19 protein-coding genes are annotated in these 18049 nt (G+C 66.9%); 8 read left to right on the forward strand and 11 right to left on the reverse strand.

Annotation, left to right across the window (positions count from 1 at the left end; genetic code table 11):
* Positions 1-48: 48 nt before the first annotated feature.
* Positions 49-1032 (reverse strand): EamA family transporter, encoded by a 984-nt coding sequence (locus tag LQ566_RS06440; protein ID WP_231090781.1) that lies wholly within the window; start codon positions 1030-1032, stop codon positions 49-51.
* A gap of 127 nt (positions 1033-1159) precedes the next feature.
* Here LQ566_RS06440 and LQ566_RS06445 point away from each other — a divergent pair, with 127 nt between their 5' ends.
* A complete protein-coding gene (locus LQ566_RS06445; RefSeq protein WP_231090782.1) occupies positions 1160-2803 on the forward strand; it encodes a Mur ligase family protein in 1644 nt (547 codons plus the stop codon).
* A 43-nt stretch (positions 2804-2846) separates the two neighbouring features.
* Here the strand turns inward: LQ566_RS06445 and LQ566_RS06450 are convergent, their stop codons facing one another.
* Positions 2847-4769 carry a DUF4407 domain-containing protein gene (locus LQ566_RS06450; RefSeq protein ID WP_231090783.1) on the reverse strand — a complete coding sequence of 641 codons (1923 nt, stop codon included), beginning with the start codon at positions 4767-4769 and terminating at the stop codon, positions 2847-2849.
* 125 nt (positions 4770-4894) lie between these two features.
* Positions 4895-5479 (reverse strand): TetR/AcrR family transcriptional regulator, encoded by a 585-nt coding sequence (locus tag LQ566_RS06455; protein WP_231090784.1) that lies wholly within the window; start codon positions 5477-5479, stop codon positions 4895-4897.
* A 62-nt stretch (positions 5480-5541) separates the two neighbouring features.
* Here LQ566_RS06455 and LQ566_RS06460 point away from each other — a divergent pair, with 62 nt between their 5' ends.
* Positions 5542-6126 carry an NAD(P)H-dependent oxidoreductase gene (locus tag LQ566_RS06460; RefSeq protein WP_231090785.1) on the forward strand — a complete coding sequence of 195 codons (585 nt, stop codon included), beginning with the start codon at positions 5542-5544 and terminating at the stop codon, positions 6124-6126.
* A 72-nt stretch (positions 6127-6198) separates the two neighbouring features.
* Here LQ566_RS06460 and rlmN read toward each other — a convergent pair whose 3' ends face one another.
* Positions 6199-7449 (reverse strand): dual-specificity RNA methyltransferase RlmN, encoded by a 1251-nt coding sequence (gene rlmN / locus LQ566_RS06465; RefSeq protein WP_231090786.1) that lies wholly within the window; start codon positions 7447-7449, stop codon positions 6199-6201.
* Between the two features lie 41 nt (positions 7450-7490).
* Between rlmN and LQ566_RS06470 the strand changes: the two genes are divergently transcribed.
* Positions 7491-7958: an NUDIX hydrolase gene (locus LQ566_RS06470; protein WP_231090787.1), complete on the forward strand. Its 468-nt coding sequence runs from the start codon at positions 7491-7493 to the stop codon at positions 7956-7958.
* Positions 7959-8242: 284 nt separating this feature from the next.
* On the forward strand, positions 8243-8926 hold the full coding sequence (locus LQ566_RS06475) for an ankyrin repeat domain-containing protein (RefSeq protein WP_231090788.1): 684 nt from the start codon (positions 8243-8245) through the stop codon (positions 8924-8926).
* Between the two features lie 203 nt (positions 8927-9129).
* Here the strand turns inward: LQ566_RS06475 and nadE are convergent, their stop codons facing one another.
* Positions 9130-9948 (reverse strand): NAD(+) synthase, encoded by an 819-nt coding sequence (gene nadE / locus LQ566_RS06480; RefSeq protein WP_231090789.1) that lies wholly within the window; start codon positions 9946-9948, stop codon positions 9130-9132.
* A gap of 345 nt (positions 9949-10293) precedes the next feature.
* Between nadE and LQ566_RS06485 the strand changes: the two genes are divergently transcribed.
* The 3 genes from LQ566_RS06485 (at position 10294) to LQ566_RS06495 (ending at position 13477) form a co-directional block, all read left to right on the forward strand.
* On the forward strand, positions 10294-11586 hold the full coding sequence (locus LQ566_RS06485) for a quaternary amine ABC transporter ATP-binding protein (RefSeq protein ID WP_231090790.1): 1293 nt from the start codon (positions 10294-10296) through the stop codon (positions 11584-11586).
* On the forward strand, positions 11583-12479 hold the full coding sequence (locus LQ566_RS06490) for an ABC transporter permease (protein WP_231090791.1): 897 nt from the start codon (positions 11583-11585) through the stop codon (positions 12477-12479). The genes LQ566_RS06485 and LQ566_RS06490 overlap by 4 nt, the downstream gene beginning before the upstream one ends.
* Positions 12480-12577: 98 nt before the next feature.
* A complete protein-coding gene (locus LQ566_RS06495; protein WP_231090792.1) occupies positions 12578-13477 on the forward strand; it encodes a glycine betaine ABC transporter substrate-binding protein in 900 nt (299 codons plus the stop codon).
* An 80-nt stretch (positions 13478-13557) separates the two neighbouring features.
* Here LQ566_RS06495 and LQ566_RS06500 read toward each other — a convergent pair whose 3' ends face one another.
* The 6 genes from LQ566_RS06500 to LQ566_RS06525 all read right to left on the reverse strand — a co-directional run bounded on the left by LQ566_RS06500 (position 13558) and on the right by LQ566_RS06525 (position 16515).
* On the reverse strand, positions 13558-13989 hold the full coding sequence (locus LQ566_RS06500) for a hypothetical protein (protein ID WP_231090793.1): 432 nt from the start codon (positions 13987-13989) through the stop codon (positions 13558-13560).
* A gap of 145 nt (positions 13990-14134) precedes the next feature.
* Positions 14135-14566, reverse strand: a complete 432-nt coding sequence (locus LQ566_RS06505) for a hypothetical protein (protein ID WP_231090794.1) — start codon at positions 14564-14566, stop codon at positions 14135-14137.
* A 145-nt stretch (positions 14567-14711) separates the two neighbouring features.
* Complete coding sequence (locus tag LQ566_RS06510; RefSeq protein WP_231090795.1) at positions 14712-15143, reverse strand: hypothetical protein; 432 nt, start codon at positions 15141-15143, stop codon at positions 14712-14714.
* Positions 15140-15505, reverse strand: a complete 366-nt coding sequence (locus LQ566_RS06515) for a hypothetical protein (RefSeq protein WP_231090796.1) — start codon at positions 15503-15505, stop codon at positions 15140-15142. Before LQ566_RS06515 ends, LQ566_RS06510 begins: the two co-directional genes overlap by 4 nt.
* Positions 15506-15726: 221 nt before the next feature.
* Complete coding sequence (locus LQ566_RS06520; RefSeq protein WP_231090797.1) at positions 15727-16173, reverse strand: hypothetical protein; 447 nt, start codon at positions 16171-16173, stop codon at positions 15727-15729.
* Positions 16174-16218: 45 nt separating this feature from the next.
* Complete coding sequence (locus tag LQ566_RS06525; protein ID WP_231090798.1) at positions 16219-16515, reverse strand: hypothetical protein; 297 nt, start codon at positions 16513-16515, stop codon at positions 16219-16221.
* 372 nt (positions 16516-16887) lie between these two features.
* On the opposite strand from LQ566_RS06525, the gene LQ566_RS06530 reads away from it, so the two are divergent.
* On the forward strand, positions 16888-18006 hold the full coding sequence (locus LQ566_RS06530; protein ID WP_231090799.1) for a hypothetical protein: 1119 nt from the start codon (positions 16888-16890) through the stop codon (positions 18004-18006).
* The last annotated feature ends 43 nt before the right edge of the window (positions 18007-18049 follow it).

The following is an 18049-nucleotide window of genomic DNA, read 5'->3' on the forward strand; positions in this document are numbered from 1 at the left end:
GCAGGACATCGGCTCCGGATCGGCTGAATCGTGTCAGATGTGACGCCATCACACCGGCTCGACCGCCACCGGTTCCACCTCGTCAGGCTCCCCGAGACGCACGGCGATGACACCGGCGAGGATCAGCACGCCGCCCAGCACCTGCCAGACATCGGGGTTCTGCCCCAGTAGCGCCCATCGGAACAGCGCCGCGGCCACCACCTCGCTCAACGCCACGAAGGCGGCGAGACGGGAGCCGAGCATACGGGTCGAGACGATACCCAGCGCATAGGCGAGGGCTCCGGCGATGACCCCGATGCCCACCACCGGAATCCACCACGACACGCTCCCGGTGAGGAAGGTGACCTCGTCCGTGCTCCACCGCCACGGCAGGATCCCCACCACACTCGCGATGGTCAGCCCCACCGCGCCCATGAGCAGGCCGAAGCCGGCGAGGGCGATGGGCGGCAGCGCCTCGTCGCCCTGGCGCGCGGAGATGATGAAGTACGCCGCGCTTCCCACCATCGCCCCCAGCGCCCAGAGCACGCCCGCGGTGCTCACGGCGGTGCCGGAGAACACGTCCAGCACGAGCACCAGGCCGGCGATGGCCACGATCGCCCCGATGATCGTGCGTCCCGTGGGCCGTTCGCCGCGGCGCATCCACAGCCACAGCATCACCGCGACCGGCGACATGTACTCGATGAGCAGTGCCACCCCGACGTCCATCACGGCCACGGCCTGGAAGTAGAACAACTGGGTGGCGCCCACGGCGAAGGCACCGTACAGCAGCAGGGTCACGACGTTGCTGCGCAGGAGACCCCATCGCCCGCGCATCGCGAGCAGTGCCGGAACGAGGAGGATGATCGCGGCGACCCAGACGCGAGCGGTGACCGCCGCTCCCGGACTCCAGCCGGCATCGATCAGCCCGCGGGCGAGAGCGCCGGAGGATCCGAAACACACGGCGGTCGCGAGGGCGAGCAGCAGACCGAGGCGCGCCCGCCGCACGGCGGCCCCCGGAACGGGGCGTGCCGAGCGGCGCGGAGTGGAGGACATCGAGACATTCTCGCGCACGCCGGCCCCGTGGGGTGAACGCCCGCACACGCCACGCCCGCTATGGGCTTTCTCTGTGACAGTGCTGGATCTCCTATGTGCGCGAGCGTCCAGCAGGAAGGATGGAGGGATGCCGACACCGATGGATGCCGACACTGCCCGAACCCCTGCTCGCGATGGCGCAGCAGATCGCCGCGAGGCCGAAGACCTCGAACAGGCGCTGCGCCCGGCCGATCCGCGGGCGGTTCCGTTGCGCACTGTGGCCGACGCCGTGCGCCCCCTGCGCGTGAGCGCCGACCTCAGCGACATCACGGTCACCGGGGCATCGATCGACTCCCGCACCGTCCGCGCCGGTGATGTCTATGTCGCGGCTCCCGGCGCTCGTGTGCACGGTGCGCGGTTCACCCGGGACGCGGCGGCGCGCGGCGCCGTGGCCGTCGTCACCGATGAGGCAGGCGCCGACATCGCCGCGGGCCACGGCCTCCCCGTGCTGGTCGTGGAGGAGGTGCGATCCGTGATCGGTGACGCCGCCGCCGCGGCGTACGGCACGGCGGAGCGGGCACCCCGGCTGTTCGGCGTGACCGGAACCAACGGCAAGACCACCACCACCTACCTTCTGCGGTCGCTGCTGGAGGCGCTCGAGCACCCCACCGGACTAGTGGGCACGGTGGAGATCGACGCCGGCAACGGCCCGGTGCCCTCGGTCCGCACGACGCCCGAAGCCACCGCCCTGCACGGCATCCTCGCGCGCATGACAGAGGAGAACCTGCACAGTGCGTCGGTGGAGGTGTCCTCCCACGCACTGTCGTACCGACGCGTGGACGCGCTGCGATTCGCGGTGGCGGGGTTCTCCAACCTCACCCCCGATCACCTCGACGTGCACGGCGACATGGCCGGCTACTTCCATGCGAAGGCGCGCCTGTTCTCCCCCGCGCTGGCCGAACGCGGCGTGGTCTGCGTCGACGATCGCTGGGGACGCCATCTCGCCCGCACCGCGGAGATTCCGGTCGTCACGCTGCAGACGCGCGAGATCGCCGACGATCCGCGCGACGACGACCACCTGATCCCCGCGGACGAGATCGACGCCGACTACACGGTGACCGACGTCGTGCGCATCGGCATCGGCCACGGTTTCGTGCTGCGCCGCGACGGCGAGCCGCTGCTGCGCGCGACCACCGCTCTTCCCGGCGCGTTCAACGTCTCCAATGCCGCGCTCGCGCTGGTCATGGTGCTGGAGAGCGGAGTGCCGGCCGCGCGCGTGCAGGAGGCGGTCGATCGTCCGCAGACCCTCTCCCCCGTCGTACCCGGACGCATGCAGGTGATCACCACCGAGCCGACCACGGTGGTGGATTTCGCCCACAATGCTGCGGCACTGCAAGCCGCGCTGATGTCGGTGAACGGCACCGCCGGGCGCACGATCGTCGTGTTCGGCGCCCCGGGCGAACGCGACACCGCGAAGCGCGCAATGATGGGCGCGATGGGCGCCCGCTACGCCGATGTGGCGATCATCACCGACGACGATCCACACGGTGAGGACGCCGCCTCGATCCGCGCACAGGTGCTGTCGGGCGCCCGCATGGCCGAGCAGCCGGGCTCACTCGTGGTGGAGATCCCCTCGCGCACCGACGCGATCGCGGCCGCGGTGGCCATGGCGCGCCCCGAGGACATCGTCCTCGTCGCGGGACGCGGCCACGAGACGGTGCAGGAGGTCGACGGCGCGCAGATTCCGCTGGACGACGCCGAAGAGCTCCGCCGCGCGGTGGCCCGACGCTGATCGCATTAGGGCGCCCTCCCCGAGCGGGAAGAGCGCCCTGATGTCAGCGGATGACCGCGAGCTCCTCGGTGACGGAGGCGGGAAGATCCTGCCCGCTGCGCCGGGCGCGATCTCTCACCACGGATCGGGAGTCGCGCACCTTCTCGGCGATCGCTCGGCGGGCGATCTCGGAGTCGGCACGCACGCCGTCGAGTTTCACCCGGGTCACCACACGCTCCACCTCCTCGTAGATGGACGGGTTGCCCCAGCTGGTGAGCACCTTCACGAGCACCGGCAGCAGCTCGATCATGAAGAACAGACCGGCGATCAGCCAATGCGCCCAGGCCAGCGTCGGCTCGCGCTCGCCCAGACGGTTGAGCGCGCTGATCTGGCTGAGGAGGCCTTCGGCATCGGCGTTGCCGTTCGCCACGGCGGCGGCGCGCGCGTTGTATGCGGCCAGCGCCGTATCGTAGGTCGCCTGTGCCGCGGGCAGAGCGGCGTTGGCCTCGTCGCGGTTCATCTTCTCCGTGGTGGCGGCCTCGGTCGCCCCCGCGGTCTGCGCGGCGGACAGGGCGGCGTTCGCCTCCTGGAGCTGAGCGGACAGGGCGTCGTAGCTCGCCTGTGCCTGCTCCAGCTGTGACTTGGCGGCGTCGGAGGACGAGCCCTGGCCGGGAAGGCCGGTGCATCCGGTGACGGAGTCCGCTCCGGCGCCCGTCAGCTCGCACTGGTAGATGGCGCGCGCCTGGTCGATGACGGTCTGCGCGGCGGCCATCTGGGCCGTGAGCGTGTCCACCGTGGACTGCGCTGCGGCGACGGAGGCGGGTTGGTTGGAGGTTCCCGCGACGATGCCGGTGGCCGCCTGGTTCTGCAGGTCCGCGAGTGCCTGTTTGGCGGCGTCGAGAGCCTGCTTCTCGGGGCCGTTCGCGAGCTGGTCCTGATCGGTCTGCGCCTGCGCCAGGTTGGTGGTGGTCACCTCACGCTGGATGTCGTTGTGGAAGATCTGCAGCACCATCGGCTCGGCCACCACGATGCCGATGAGAGCCGCCATGATCACCCGGGGGAAGGCCAGACCGAACAGCTTCCAGCCGTTGCGGGTGGACTTCATGCTCGCGGTGAGGAACCGGTCGAGGTTGAAGATGATGAGGGCCCAGATGATGGCGAGCGGCACCGCTCCCCAGGCCCAGATGTGCACGCCCGTGATCAGCGCGAACAGCATCGAGATACCGGAGATGAGGGCGGTTCCCGCGAGCACGAAGAACATCTGCACGAAGCGCGGGGTCTCGGTGGGTACGTGATCCAGCACGGCACCGTCGGCCCCGCCGAGGACGGCGAGCCGGCGGAGGATCGGGGTACGGCGTCGCTCCTCTTCCGCAGAACCCGCCCCCGCTGCGGGGGGCATCGGGGGCTCCTCGCCTGCGGCCGGCTCGTCGCGGAAGTCGTCGGCGCGGAAGTCGTCATCGCGGAAGGCTTCATCGCGGACGTCCGTGATGTCCGGGGCACCGGTGCGGGTCTCGTGCTCGTCCTGGCCGCGCGCGAACCGTCCGAGGGCCGCGGATGCGGCCGCAGCGTGCGCACGCTGCTCCGCTTCCGCATCTGCCTGGAGCGCACTGTCATCCTGGAGCGCACCGTCATCCTGGAGCGCACGAAGCTCGTCGAGCACGGTGGTCTCGGCTTCGGGCTGCGGCGGACGCCGCGCGTCGATCAGCACCCCCGGGGTGTCATCGTCGATGTTCGGCGGAACATCGGACAGCACCTCGGTGACGGCCTCGCTGTCCGAGACCCTGGCGCCGTCGTCGGATGCCAGCACCTCGGTGGGCGTCTCGTCGGGGCCGTCAGGGTACGGCTGCTGCTCGCTGCCGGTGGCGTCGGGCTGAAAGGGCCTCTGCACCTCGAGAGGCTCCTCGGCATCGACACGATCGACGGCCGCATCGAACTGGATCCGGCCCTGCGAATCCATGCGTCCGGGGCGATGAGCGGAAAACGACATTCGTTCAGGTTAGGCCGACGTGCTGGAAGACCGATGAGCGCGCCCTGTGGTGGCTCCGTGAGCGTAAAGAGGTTTCATTGCGCGCGAAACGCTCGTATCCAGCCGGATTTCGAGCGTTTTGCGCGCTATGAAGCGAGTGATACGCCGGCAAGCAGCCGGTCCACGGAGTTCTCGAGAGCGGCCAGCGCGGCGGGAAGCGAAAAGTGCCCGGCGGCGCTCAGGACGCCGAGCCCGTGAATCACGCCCCACACCGACACGGCGTCAACCGGCTCCGTGAGACCGACCGCCGCCGTGATCTCGTTCAGGACGGCTTCGAGCCGGTCGATGAGAACAGCCATGGTGGGCGTCGGCGCCCCGGGCACACACACGGTCGGATCGTAGATCGCAGCGAAGGCGTGCGGCCTCTCGACCGCGAATCGCACATAGGCCGCGCCACCGCCCCGGAACGCCGCACGAGGATCGGCAGCGGCGTCGACTGCGGTGATGACCGCGTCCACGAGGTCCGACATGCTGCGCTCGGCAATGGCTTTGAGCAGCCCGTTGCGATCGGCGAAGTGGTGGTAGGGCGCGTTGTGGCTCACGTTCGCCGCGCGTGCGACCTCGCGCAGGCTGATCTCCTGCGCCGGCCGATCCACGAGCAACTGCATCGCTGCGGACTCCAGCGCGTGCGCGAGGTCACCGTGATGGTAGCCGCCTCGGGAACTTGACACGAGCAACATTGTTTCCTATCTTGACACTGCCCACCAAGTAGACACTGTCAAGATAGGACCCCATGCCCGGCGCACTCATCCTCGACGCACACCCCGACGGGCGCTCGCTCACCGCTGCCATCGCGCGCCGCTATGCCGACGCCCATCAGGATGCCCGCGTGATCGCGCTGCGGGATCTGGACTTCGATCCGATTCTGCGTTTCGGCTACCGCGAGCGCATGACCATCGAGCCCGACCTCGCCGATGCACGTCGCGCCCTCCACGATGCGCAGACCATCGTCATCGCCACCCCGCTCTGGTGGGGCTCGGTTCCGGCGCTGCTGAAGGGCTTCTTCGATCGCGCACTGCTGCCCCGGCACGAGTATCGGTACCGCCCGTCGGGGCTTCCTGAGGGGCTGCTTCCCGCACGCAACGGGAGACTGCTGCTCCTGGCGGACACTCCCGCGATGTTCACGCCATTCACCGGGCTGCCCGCGCAACGCCAGGTGACTCGCAACACCCTGCGATTCTGCGGTGTGCGTTCGGTCCGTGCCACACGGATGCTCGGCGTACGCCAGGCATCTCCCGCGCGCCGAGAGGCATGGCTGGATCGCGCCGCACGGCTGGGATCACGGGATGGCCGCCGGGACGCGCAGTCGGCCAGGTGAGCGGAAGTTCATTGCGCGCGGATCGCTTGTATCCGGCCGGATTTCAAGCGACTTGCGCGCTATGAAACGGAGTTAGACGGCGGCCGCAGCCGCAGCCTTGTCGTCCTCGGTCGCGACCAGCTGACCGCACGCACCGTCGATGTCCTTGCCGCGGGTGTCGCGGATGGTCGTGGGGACTCCCGCATCGTTCAGACGACGGACGAACTCGTTCTGCACCGCGGGCTCCGACGACGTCCACACCGATTCCGGCGTGGGGTTCAGCGGAATCGGGTTGACATGGACCCACCCACGGCCGCGCTCGTTCAGCTTCTTCGCCAGCAGGTCGGCACGCCAGGCGTGATCGTTCATGTCCTTGATCAGCGCGTACTCGATCGAGACGCGACGACCGGTCTTCTCGTAGTACTCCCGCGCGGCATCGAGCGCCTCGTCGACCTTCCAGCGCGAGTTCACGGGGATGAGCTCGTCTCGCAGTTCGTCATCGGGCGCGTGCAGCGAGAGCGCGAAGGTCACGGGGATATCCTCGGCAGCCAGCTTTTTGATGGCGGGCACGAGGCCCACGGTGGAGACCGTGATCCCGCGGGCCGACATACCGAGCCCGTCGGGCTGGGGCGCGACCATGGTGCGGACGGCGTGCATCACGCGGCTGTAGTTGGCCAGCGGCTCGCCCATTCCCATGAACACGATGTTGGACACCCGCTCCATGGAGTGGTCGTCCTTCTTCTTGCCACCCAGCTCCCCGGCCGCGATCGCACGGTTGGCGCGCACGACCTGCTCGATGATCTCCGCGGCGGACATGTTCCGGGTGAGCCCCGCCTGACCCGTGGCGCAGAACGGGCAGTTCATGCCGCAGCCGGCCTGACTGGACACGCACAGCGTGATCCGGCCCGGGTAGCGCATGAGCACGGACTCGACCAGGGCGCCGTCGTGCAGACGCCAGAGGAACTTGATGGTGTCGCCACGGTCGGTGGCCAGGCGCCGCACCTCGGTGAGCAGGTTCGGCATCAGACCGCCGACCAGTTCTTCACGCCCCTCCTTGGGGAGGTCGGTCATCTCGGCCGGGTCGGAGGTGTAGTGGGTGAAGTAGTGCGTGGAGAGCTGCTTGGCGCGGAACCCGGGAAAGCCGAGCTCCTTGAGCTTCGCCACGCGCTCGTCGGGGGTGAAGTCGGCAAGGTGCACGGGCGGCTTGCCACGCTTCGGGCTGGCGAACTGCAGCGCCGGGCGACCCTCCGAGTCCAGCTTCTGCTGCCATCCCTCGGTACGCGGCCGCACCTGCACGTTGCCGTTGCTGCCGGTCTTGCGCACCGGGGTCATGTCAGAAGTCATACCTTCCAGGATACGGCCCACGGCCTGGGGAACCTATGGGGATGGGATGCTGTCGGCATGACTACCTCCGCGACCGCACGCAGCGCGTGATCCGACGGATCGAGGGCGCGTCCTGGCTTCCGAACGGACGCGCGGAGATCGTGCTGTCGAACCTCCCGCCTGAGCCGGCCGAGCTGGTGCGGGTTTTGTTGCGGCGTGATCATGAGATTTTCTGCGTTGCCCGCGATGACGGTAGGCAGGACATCCCCACCCGTCGTGTCCACGGCGACGACCCGCACGGTTCGGCGACGGTCAGAGCTCTGGCGCTGGATCTCGGCATCAACCCCGAATCGATGGCCCCTCTCGGCTTCGTCCGCAATGCCGCCTCTCCTCCGGCACCGGGATATCCGTGGCCGATGCCGCTGGCTCACTTCTCCGTGTGGACATCGGATGAGCTTCCGACCGCTCCCGGCCGATGGGTACCCGCGTCAGAGCTCCGGGATCGGCACTGGCACCCGCTGCTGGGTTGAACACGTTTCCACCGATGTGTCTTCGCCGGGCTTCCGCGGAACCACCACTCCGGCCCCGGTAGGGCACCCACCCGGCTTGCGCCCGTTTCAAGAGTGTCGCCAATCGAGGAGATTTGCTCCGATAGAGGACCGGCGACCGGGCGATCACCCTCGATTCGCGACATCATCCTCGTTTCGGGACAACTCCAGCGTGCCGCGACGCTGTTGTTTCGGGCTCGCGCGGCCCCTTCAGCAAATACGGAAGAGCCAGCCCGGACCTTTTGGTATCCCATTAAGCTCGAGCCATGCGCCGAAGCCTGATCGCATCCTTCATCACTGCGGCTGCCGCCCTCGTGCTCACCGCCTGCACCGGTCCGGCGGCGCAGGCGCGCTCGGCCGACGCCCGTCTCCTCGACGCCGTCCGCGACGGTGATGCCTCAGCGGTGAGTGCGGCGCTCGGCGACGGTGCCGATCCGGATGCGCGCGGCGAGATGGACCGGCCGGCCGTACTGATAGCTGCCCGTGCCGGAGATGTCGACATCGTCCGCCTCCTCCTGACGGATGGGGCTGACCCCAACACCGCCGATGCCATCCAGGACAGCGCCTATCTGTACGCCGGGGCCGAGGGTCTCACGGACATCCTCGCGCTCACGCTCGAACACGGTGCCGATGTGACGAGCACCAACCGCTACGGCGGGACAGCCCTGATCCCGGCCAGTGAACACGGTCACGTCGCCAATGTGCGGCTGCTGATCGACGCGGGCGTCGACGTCGATCACGTGAACAACCTGCAGTGGACCGCGCTACTGGAGGCGATCATCCTCGGCACCGGATCGGCGGATCATATCGAGACGGTGCGAATGTTGCTCGATGCCGGCGCGGATCCCGAACTCGCGGACGGCGACGGCGTCACTCCGCGCGCCCACGCGGTGTCGCGCGGATTCACGGAGATCGTCGCGCTGCTCGACGCCGCCGGCGCGCAGCGCTGACGCCGGTCCGCGGGACGCGTCAGCACGACTCACCCGTGTTCAAAGCACGCAAATGAACCGAATCCACGGTCCAGGGGCGCGATTCGCGCGCTATGAAGGGGAGGGCTCGCAGCCGCACGACTCCCGCGGACGCTTCGCTCCGCTTGGGTTGGGTTCGGCTCGCCGCGGCTCAGAGCACGCGCAACGAGATGAGTGCCCCGGCCTCAGCGCCACCAGGTGTCGAAGGGTGCCACCGGCAGATGGCGCTTGTGCTCGGTGGCGAGGTACTTCGACTCCAGGATCCCGGCCGCCGCGGCATCGATGACCTTCCCCTCCAGGAAGTCATCGATCTGCTCGTAGGTGAGCCCCAGCTCGTCCTCGTCGGTACGTCCGGGCTTGTCGTCGAGGAGGTCGGCGGTGGGCACCTTGGTGGCCAGGTGCTCGGGGGCGCCCAGAACGCGCAGCAGCGCACGGCCCTGGCGCTTGTTCAGCCCGGCGAGCGGGGTGAGATCGGCCGCACCGTCGCCGAACTTCGTGAAGAACCCGGTCACCGCCTCGGCGGCGTGGTCGGTGCCGATCACGAGCAGACGGTGCTGTGCGGCGACGGTGAACTGCGCGATCATGCGGGTGCGCGCCTTGATGTTGCCCCGGTTGAAATCGCTGATCTCGTCACCAGCGGTCTCGATGGCGTTCTCCATGCCCTGCACCGCATCGGCGATGTTGACCGTGAGTTCGCGATCGGCACCGATGAACGACATCGCTGCCTGGGCGTCGGCCTCGTCGTGCTGCACCTTGTACGGCAGACGCATCGCCACGAACATCGCCTCGTGGCCTTCCGCACGCAGGCGCTCCACTGCGAGCTGAGCGAGCCGGCCGGCGAGGGTGGAGTCCTGGCCGCCGGAGATTCCCAGCACGTAGCCGCGCGCTCCCGTGGTGCGCAGGTACTCCATCAGGAACCCGATTCGCCGCTCCACCTCCGCGGTGGGGTCGATCGTCGGCTTCACGCCGAGGGCATCGATGATCTCCTGCTGCAGCGCTGTCATGCCTCCAGTATGCGACCGCGGTGTGTCCGGCGTGTTACGCGCGCCCACACCCACGGCAGAGGCCTGCGCTCCGCCTTCGCTCAGACGCGCGGATTTGCCACCATCACGGAGCCTGGTTAGCGTGGAAGGGCGGTCGAGAGGCCGTAAAGACCAGTCCGCGACCGTGTCTTTCTTCGAATTTTTGTGCTTACTGGTGTGAGATGCGGGCGTATGGTCGGTGATCTCTGCCCGGATCCGACATCCGGTGCCCGAGCCGCCAGCACGACGCCGTCGAACGGCCTTGCGATCACCACCCGGGCGTAACCGAAGTGGGCTCACCCTCCCGAGGGGAGCCGCGAGGGAAACGTGACCGAAACCGCTCTTGAAGCGCGCCATCTGTTCAAAGTGTTCGGCAGGAATCCGGGCCAGGCTGTTCGCCGCCTGAAACACGGCGAATCACGGACCGACGTGTCCGATGCCGGAACAGCAGCGGTGATCGATGCCAGCTTCACGGTGAACCGCGGAGAGATCTTCGTCATCATGGGCCTGTCGGGCTCCGGTAAATCGACCATCATCCGCATGCTCAACGGCCTGCTCGCCCCCACCGATGGCGAGGTGGTCGTTCAGGGCCGCAGCGTCACCGGCGCGTCTGCGAAGGAGCTGCGGAGCATCCGGCGTTCGGACGTGTCGATGGTGTTCCAGCACTTCGCGCTACTCCCGCATCGCACCGTGCTCGATAACGCCGCCTACGCGCTGGAGATCCAGGGCGTCGCGAAGAGCGAGCGGCTTGCTCGCGCACGGGAGATCCTCACCAAGGTGGGCCTGGACGGATGGGCCGACCATTATCCCGACGAGCTTTCCGGCGGCATGCGCCAGCGTGTGGGTCTGGCTCGCGCTCTCACCGCCGGCACCGACATCATGCTCATGGACGAGGCCTTCTCCGCCCTGGATCCGCTGATTCGCCGCGAGATGCAGGAGCAGCTGGTGGAGCTGCAGCGCGAGCTCGGCCGCACCATCATCTTCATCACGCACGACCTGAACGAGGCGATGTTCCTCGGCGACCGCATCGCCGTCATGCGCGACGGACGGATCGTGCAGCAGGGCACTCCCGAGGAGATCCTCACCGATCCGGCGAATGACTACGTCGCGCAGTTCGTGCAGGATGTGGACCGCACTCGGGTGCTCACGGCAAGCGCGGTGATGGAGCCACCGCACCTCACCGTTCCGCTCACGGCGGGCGTGCGCGGAGCGCTGCGGGTGCTCCGCGAAGAGCAAGTGAGCACCATCTTCGCCGTCGAGAACCGGCGACTGGTCGGCGCCGTCACCGACCGCGCCGTCATCCGTGCCGTCAAGGCGGGCACCTCCGATCTCCGCCGGATCGTGGACGCCGCCGTGCTCACGGTCGGGCCGGACGATCTCCTCACCGACATCGTCGAGCGGGCCGTCGAGTCCCCGATGCCGCTCGCGGTGATCGACGACACCCGCCGCCTCATCGGCGTGATCCCGCGCGTGACGCTGCTGGCCGCGCTCGGCAACGTGCCGCCCACCACCCGCGAGATGCCCATCATCCAGACCCCGATCGACATGGTCGCGGAGTTCACGCCGCTGGTGGACCAGCTCGCCGAATCCTCCGTCGCAACGGAAGGAGACGCACGATGATCGACTGGATCACCGACGGCGCCCGCATCCCCCTCGGCACCTGGGTCAAGGAGCTCATCAACTTCCTCAAGGAGTACCTCGGCTGGCTGTTCGATGCCATCTCGATGGTGCTCACCGGCGTCTACGACGTGGCGGTGTGGGTGTTCACAGCGCCACCGGCGTGGGCGCTGATCATCGTGCTCGCCGGTATCGCCTATCTCGCGAAGGGCTGGAAGCTGGCGGTGGGAACCGTCCTCGGCCTCCTGCTGATCATCACGGTGAACCAGTGGCAGAACGCGATGCTCACCCTCGCGCTCACGATCGTCGCGGTGCTGATCGCCACGCTGATCGCGATTCCGCTGGGCATCTGGGCCGCGCGGTCGCAGGCCGTGTCCAACGTGGTGCGCCCGATCCTCGACTTCCTGCAGACCATGCCGGCATTCGTGTATCTGCTGCCGGCCATCTTCCTGTTCAGCGTCGGTGTGGTCCCGGGAATCGTCGCGACGATCCTGTTCGCCATCGCGCCGGGTGTGAGGCTCACTGAGCTCGGTATCCGCGGTGTCGACCGCGAGGTGGTCGAGGCGGGCAACGCCTTCGGAGCGACCCCCGGCCGCATCCTCCGCCAGATCCAGCTGCCGCTGGCGATGCCGTCGATCATGGCGGGCGTCAACCAGGTGATCATGCTGTCCCTGTCGATGTCCGTGATCGCCAGCATGGTCGGCGCTCCGGGGCTCGGCAAGCCCATCGTGCAGGCGCTGTCGTCGGTGAACATCCCGCTCGGCTTCGAGGCGGGCGCCGCGGTCGTCGTGATCGCCATGATCCTGGACCGCGTGACCGGCGGATTCGGCCAGTCCCGTCGTGCCCGCCGTCGCACGGCACCGGCCGGCGCACCCGCACCGGCCGCCGCCGTCTGACATCCCCTTAATCCGACGCACGCGAGACGTGCGACGACCGCGGATTCCGCGGACATCCCCAACGCCCGCGACACAGCACGCGGGAGGAAAGGAACACCATGAACAAGCGCAAGCTTCTCAGCACCCTGGCCGTCGGATCGGCGGCCGCGCTCGCCCTTGCCGGGTGCTCGGCATCCGGCTCGTCGGGCGGCGGCGACACTGCCGAGTCGAAGGACCTCGTGATCGGCGTCTTCAACGGCTGGCCGGAGGGCGAGGCCGCCTCCTACATCTGGAAGTCGGTGCTCGAGGACAAGGGCTACAACGTCACCCTCGAATACGCGGACGCGGGCCCCGTGTTCCAGGGCGTGGCGGGTGGCGACTACGACATCGCCCTCGACGGCTGGCTGCCGTTCACGCATCAGTCGTACTTCGACGAGTTCGGCGACGACATCGTCGACCTCGGCGCGTGGAACGAGGACGCGAAGCTGACGATCGCGGTGAACGCGGACGCGCCCGTCGACTCGCTCGAGGACCTGGCCGCGAATGCGGACAAGTTCGGCAATCGCCTCATCGGAATCGAGCCCGGCGCCGGCCTCACCCGCGCCACCGAGGAGAACGTCATCCCGGACTACGGTCTGGACAAGATGGACTTCATCACCTCGTCCACTCCCGCGATGCTCGCCGAACTGCAGTCCAAGCTCGACGCAGGAGAGAACGTCGCCGTGACGCTCTGGCGCCCGCACTGGGCCTACGACGCCTTCGACATCAAGGACCTCGCAGACCCGAAGGAATCCCTCGGTGCCGCAGAGTCCATCCACACCATCGCGTCGACCGACCTCGAGAAGAAGGCCCCCGAGGTGTTCGCCTGGCTGTCCGACTTCACGATGGACTCCGACGTCCTGTTCTCCCTGGAGAACGCGATGTACAACTCCGGCCAGGAAGACGTGTCCGACTACACCGACATCGTCAACACCTGGATCGGCGAGAACCAGGCCTGGGTCGACGCCCTCACGTCCTGACTCATACCCGTGCGCCGTCGGCTTCTCCGGCGGCGCACGGGAGTTTGCAGGCCTGCTACATGAACACGTGATGCACGTCATCAACTCAACGGTTGCGAGTACACAAAGGTCACACCCGTGGTGTCTTCACCATCACGGAACGTGATCGTGCCCTGCTTGTAGTCTGGCGATCTTCCGCCGTTCCCACTCTGCGGGCGTCCCTGATCCGTCGCCTGCACGATGAAGAGGAAGAGTTCCGGCAGCGACGAGGACACCTGCCACGTGCCTTCCGCGTCATACTGATCGATCGCGTCACGAGCCGTCGAAATGTTGAACGATGAGCCCGTGATCGTGAACGTCCCATCCCGAAGCACCTCCAACGTGCCCGTCGCCGGCGGCGCCGCACGCCACGTCCCCACCGGCGAATCCAGATCAAGCACCGGATACGACGGACCACACGCCGCAAGACCCACCAGCAACGCCCCGACGGACACCACCCCAGCCACGCGCACATGACGAAGAACACGCTTCACGAATAGGCCCGTTCACTCCACACGACCACCCCGGCGCTCCACAAGATCAACTTGGCATCGATCTCGCATACGAAATGCTCCTTCGGCTCAAGCGACCTGAAAACGTGGGGATCCGAGAAACGCTCACCGTAGCCATTTCGTAGCATTAACTTGACGGCGGCGAGTAGACAAAGGTCACACCGGTGGTTTCCTCACCATCGCGGAACGTGATCGCGCCCCGCTTGTAATCTGGTGCGATCCCGCCGTTCTCCAATTGCGCACGACCCTGCTCTGACGCCCGCACAATCATCAGATAGACCTTCGGTAACGCAGACGACACCTGCCACGTACCGCCTGCGTCATACCCGCCGATCGCATCACGATCCATCGAAATGTTGAACGATGATCCGGTGATCGTGAACGTCCCATCCGGCAGGATCTCCAACGTGCCCGTCCCCGGCGGCGCCGCACGCCACGTCCCCACCGGCGAAGCCAGATCAAGCACCGGATACGACGGACCACACGCCGCAAGGGCGATCAGCAACGCGCCGACGGACATCACCCCAGCCACGCGCACATGACGAAGAACACGCTTCACGAATAGGCCCGTTCGCTCCACACGACCAACCCGGCGCTCCACAAGATCAACTTGGCATCTATCACGCGTACGAAATGCTCCTTCGGCTCAAGCGACCTGAAAACGTGGGGATCCGAGAAACGCTGACCGTAGCCATTTCGTAGCATTAACTTGACGGCGGCGAGTAGACAAAGGTCACACCGGTGGTTTCCTCGCCATCATGAAACGTGATCGTGCCCTGCTTGTATTCTCGTGGTCTTCCGCCGTTCCCACTCTGTGCACGTCCTTGATCTGTCGCCCGCACGATGAAGAGATAGACCTTCGGCGATGAAGAGGACACCTGCCACGTGCCCTCCGCGTCATACTCACTATGCGCATCACGGGCCGTCGAGAGATTGAACGAGGAGCCCGTGATCGTGAACGTGCCATCAGAAAAGATGTCCAACGTACCCGTCCCGGGCGGCGCCGCACGCCACGTCCCCACCGGCGAATCCAGATCAAGCACCGGATACGACGGACCACACCCCACAAGACCCACCAGCAACGCCCCGACCGACAATGCACCCACCGCACGCAAACAACGAGAAACAAGCCTCATGGGTAGATCCGTTCACTCCACACGATCATCTGCTGCTGGGTGCGAAAGCTCCCATTCGTCTCACCGAGCTCCGTCAACACGTCATAGACGATCGGAACGTGCTGCCCGCCGGTGAGCGGGATCCGCGTCCCCGAATCCACACTGGTTTCATTCGTCACAACGTACGTGATCGTCACGCTCCCGTCCGCGGCTGGTGCATCCGCGTAATAGCGAACCTCATAAGAACCCAGCATGCTCTCAGGAAGATTCTCAAGCCCCGGGTGAAGATCACGCCGCGGATCGCTGAGGAGCGCAGTCCCCATCGCCACTCCATCCTTGACCCGCATCTGCACCATAAACATGACCGGTCGAAAGCGTTCCATCCTGGAAGTCTCTCCTCACGTTCTCCCGCAGCTCGCGAATGAAAGCACTCTGACGAAACCGATCAACAAACGGATCCTCCTGCCCCAGGACGAACGCGGTCTCGTCCCCGGAAGCCCAATGACCGAGCAGGCTCCACACCTGCGCGTTGGCATGCTGACGATCAAACTGTTCGGTAACGCCGGACGGCAGCGGCACCGTGAGACTCCACGCCTCCGAAGCCTCAACCACGGGTCCGAGCCAGCACTGCGTCAGCCTCGGCGCGTCGCTCCGCGAGATCAACCAGTGCCGCCGTTGTCGTCTCGATCACCCGGTTCGCGTCGAGCACCGCCTGAAACTGCGCCTGCCACTCCTCCTCAGACCGAAACGTCACTGCACCCCCATTCACGACGCCCTGCGCAACGCTGAGAGCCTCTCGCAGCGGCACCGCCTCCCGCGCGATCTGGTCGACCGTGTCGGCATATCCGGTGTACGCCTTGGATGCGACGTGCAACGTCTCACGAGAATCACTCGCACGCGCGCGCAGGCTCGACACCGCGCGAGCGAACTCATCCGCGGCCTCACCCGCCCATCCATCACTCACGCCCGTCAGGATCGAACCCGTGACGCTCTCGATCGCCTCGAGATCGATGATCTGCCCGTCACACCACGTCGCGGCCGCGCGCGCCACCGCCATATCCCCGCACCAGGGTCCACCGCAGTCCACCTCACCGCGTCACGCCTCCAGCGCCCGCACCAGCGCGGACACCGACGAGATCGCGTCCCGCTCGGTGGCCGTGAAGTCACGCACCGTCGCAACAAGCCCGGCGGCGATCCGCTCTCCATCCGACACCATCGCCGTCAGCACCCGCTCCCACTCACCCACGAAGAACGACGACGCGCTGGACACCAGATCGCTGCCCGCTCCCGCCACTTCAGGGACCGAGATCGCCGCGCAGGGCTCCAACACCCCGACGAGCTGAGCCCGCAACGAACTCAAGACCCCGGTGTCCGCCATGATCGTACGCTGCACGAATCGCCCCCAGCCCAAGCCGCCCACGCCCCTCCCACAGAGACGCGCTCACACCGTATACACAAAACGACCGGACCGAGCGAGCTTCTCCCCAGCCCTCCGCAGCACCCGATTCGTTGCGCACACATCGCGCGAGCCAGGCCCGAACAGTGACGATTCGCGCGCTCTGAAGCCAAAGGACGCGGGCGGACCGGGCCGGGTCGACGACATCGCGTCCTGACTCCGCCAGGCCCGCGCGACGTCTGTCCTCCGTCGGCGGATGGCCGCGCATTCGTATTCTCGTACTACGACGCGAACTCGCACAGCACCGATGTCGGAGGCCTGCACTGAAATGTCGGCGAGTGGCCAAGGCGGCTGCTAAAGGAGACAGCCATGCAAACCGATGTCGATAGCACACACCCACCAGCCCGGATCTGGTCCACGGTGCTGGGATTCGGATTCGTGACCGGGGCGATGATGCTCCTCCTGTTCGTGGTCGCCGGTATCCGAACGAACCTCACTGCGGCGGACTATTCACCGATGGCAATCGCCTCACTCACCGAGTGGCTCACGAATGTCGCGAATGACTCCGCCGATCATGTCGAGTTCAGCATGCCGCTGGTGGTCGCATCGGTCGCCGGGCTGACAGCCCTAGCGGCCAGCATCCCAAGGGTCACGATGACGAAGAACCTGTCCGTCCATGATGCCTTGGCACTGACGGTATGGCTCGCCACCATCGGGTTGCTCACCTGGGCCGCGCTCATTGTGTTCGTGTGGATTCGGGGAGGACTATTCGATGGCATCGCTGTCCAAGGCTCGCTGGCGGCGGTTCCACCTGCGGCGATGATCAGCGTCGTTCTCTCGTTCATCGTCGGCCGTCTCTCCCTCCGACCGTTGAACGAACAACTCGCGGTGACTCGAACACGGCTTCAGCAACTGCAGAGGATGGTCAACCCGAGCGCTGACCTCACGATTCCTGCGAGGCTGCGGCGAGCCTTGCGGGCCTCCGTACCAGTAGTCGGAGGATCCGCGGTCTCGGTAGTCGGCATCTCCGCGGTTCTGGTCTCGCTGTATGGCATGGCTCTCGGGCCTGCGGTGTCGTTCGCCGCAGCGTGTTCAGTCTTCGGAATTCTCACAAGTATGGTGGCTTCCGCCATCGCAGGGTTCCGCGCCCACGTCACGCCTCTCGGCGGCGAACGCGATGACGATAGCATCCGCGTCCGGCACCGCAATGCCCGTTGGGAGATGACGACGTGGGTGCTGGGAGCGGTGCTGACACTGACCATCACCGGTCCCGTGGTCCTCTCGGGTGCAGGAGGACTGGCAACTGCCATGTGGCTGTTCGTATCGCTCGGTGCAGTCGTGATTCGAGTGTCCACACGCCCATTCGTCGCCTTGGCGGAAGCGTCACGGGCCTCTGATCTTGCGAGCACGTTGCGCGCGGAGAAGCGGCTTGCCGACCTGATCGCCACGAGCGAGGCGCAGAGCAGCCTGTCCAAAGCCCTCGCATGAACTCCCGTGCGCCGCGGACCCCGAGGTCCGCGGCGCACGTGAG

The sequence above is a fragment of the Microbacterium nymphoidis genome, assembly GCF_021044885.1.
GTDB classification, from domain to species: domain Bacteria; phylum Actinomycetota; class Actinomycetes; order Actinomycetales; family Microbacteriaceae; genus Microbacterium; species Microbacterium nymphoidis.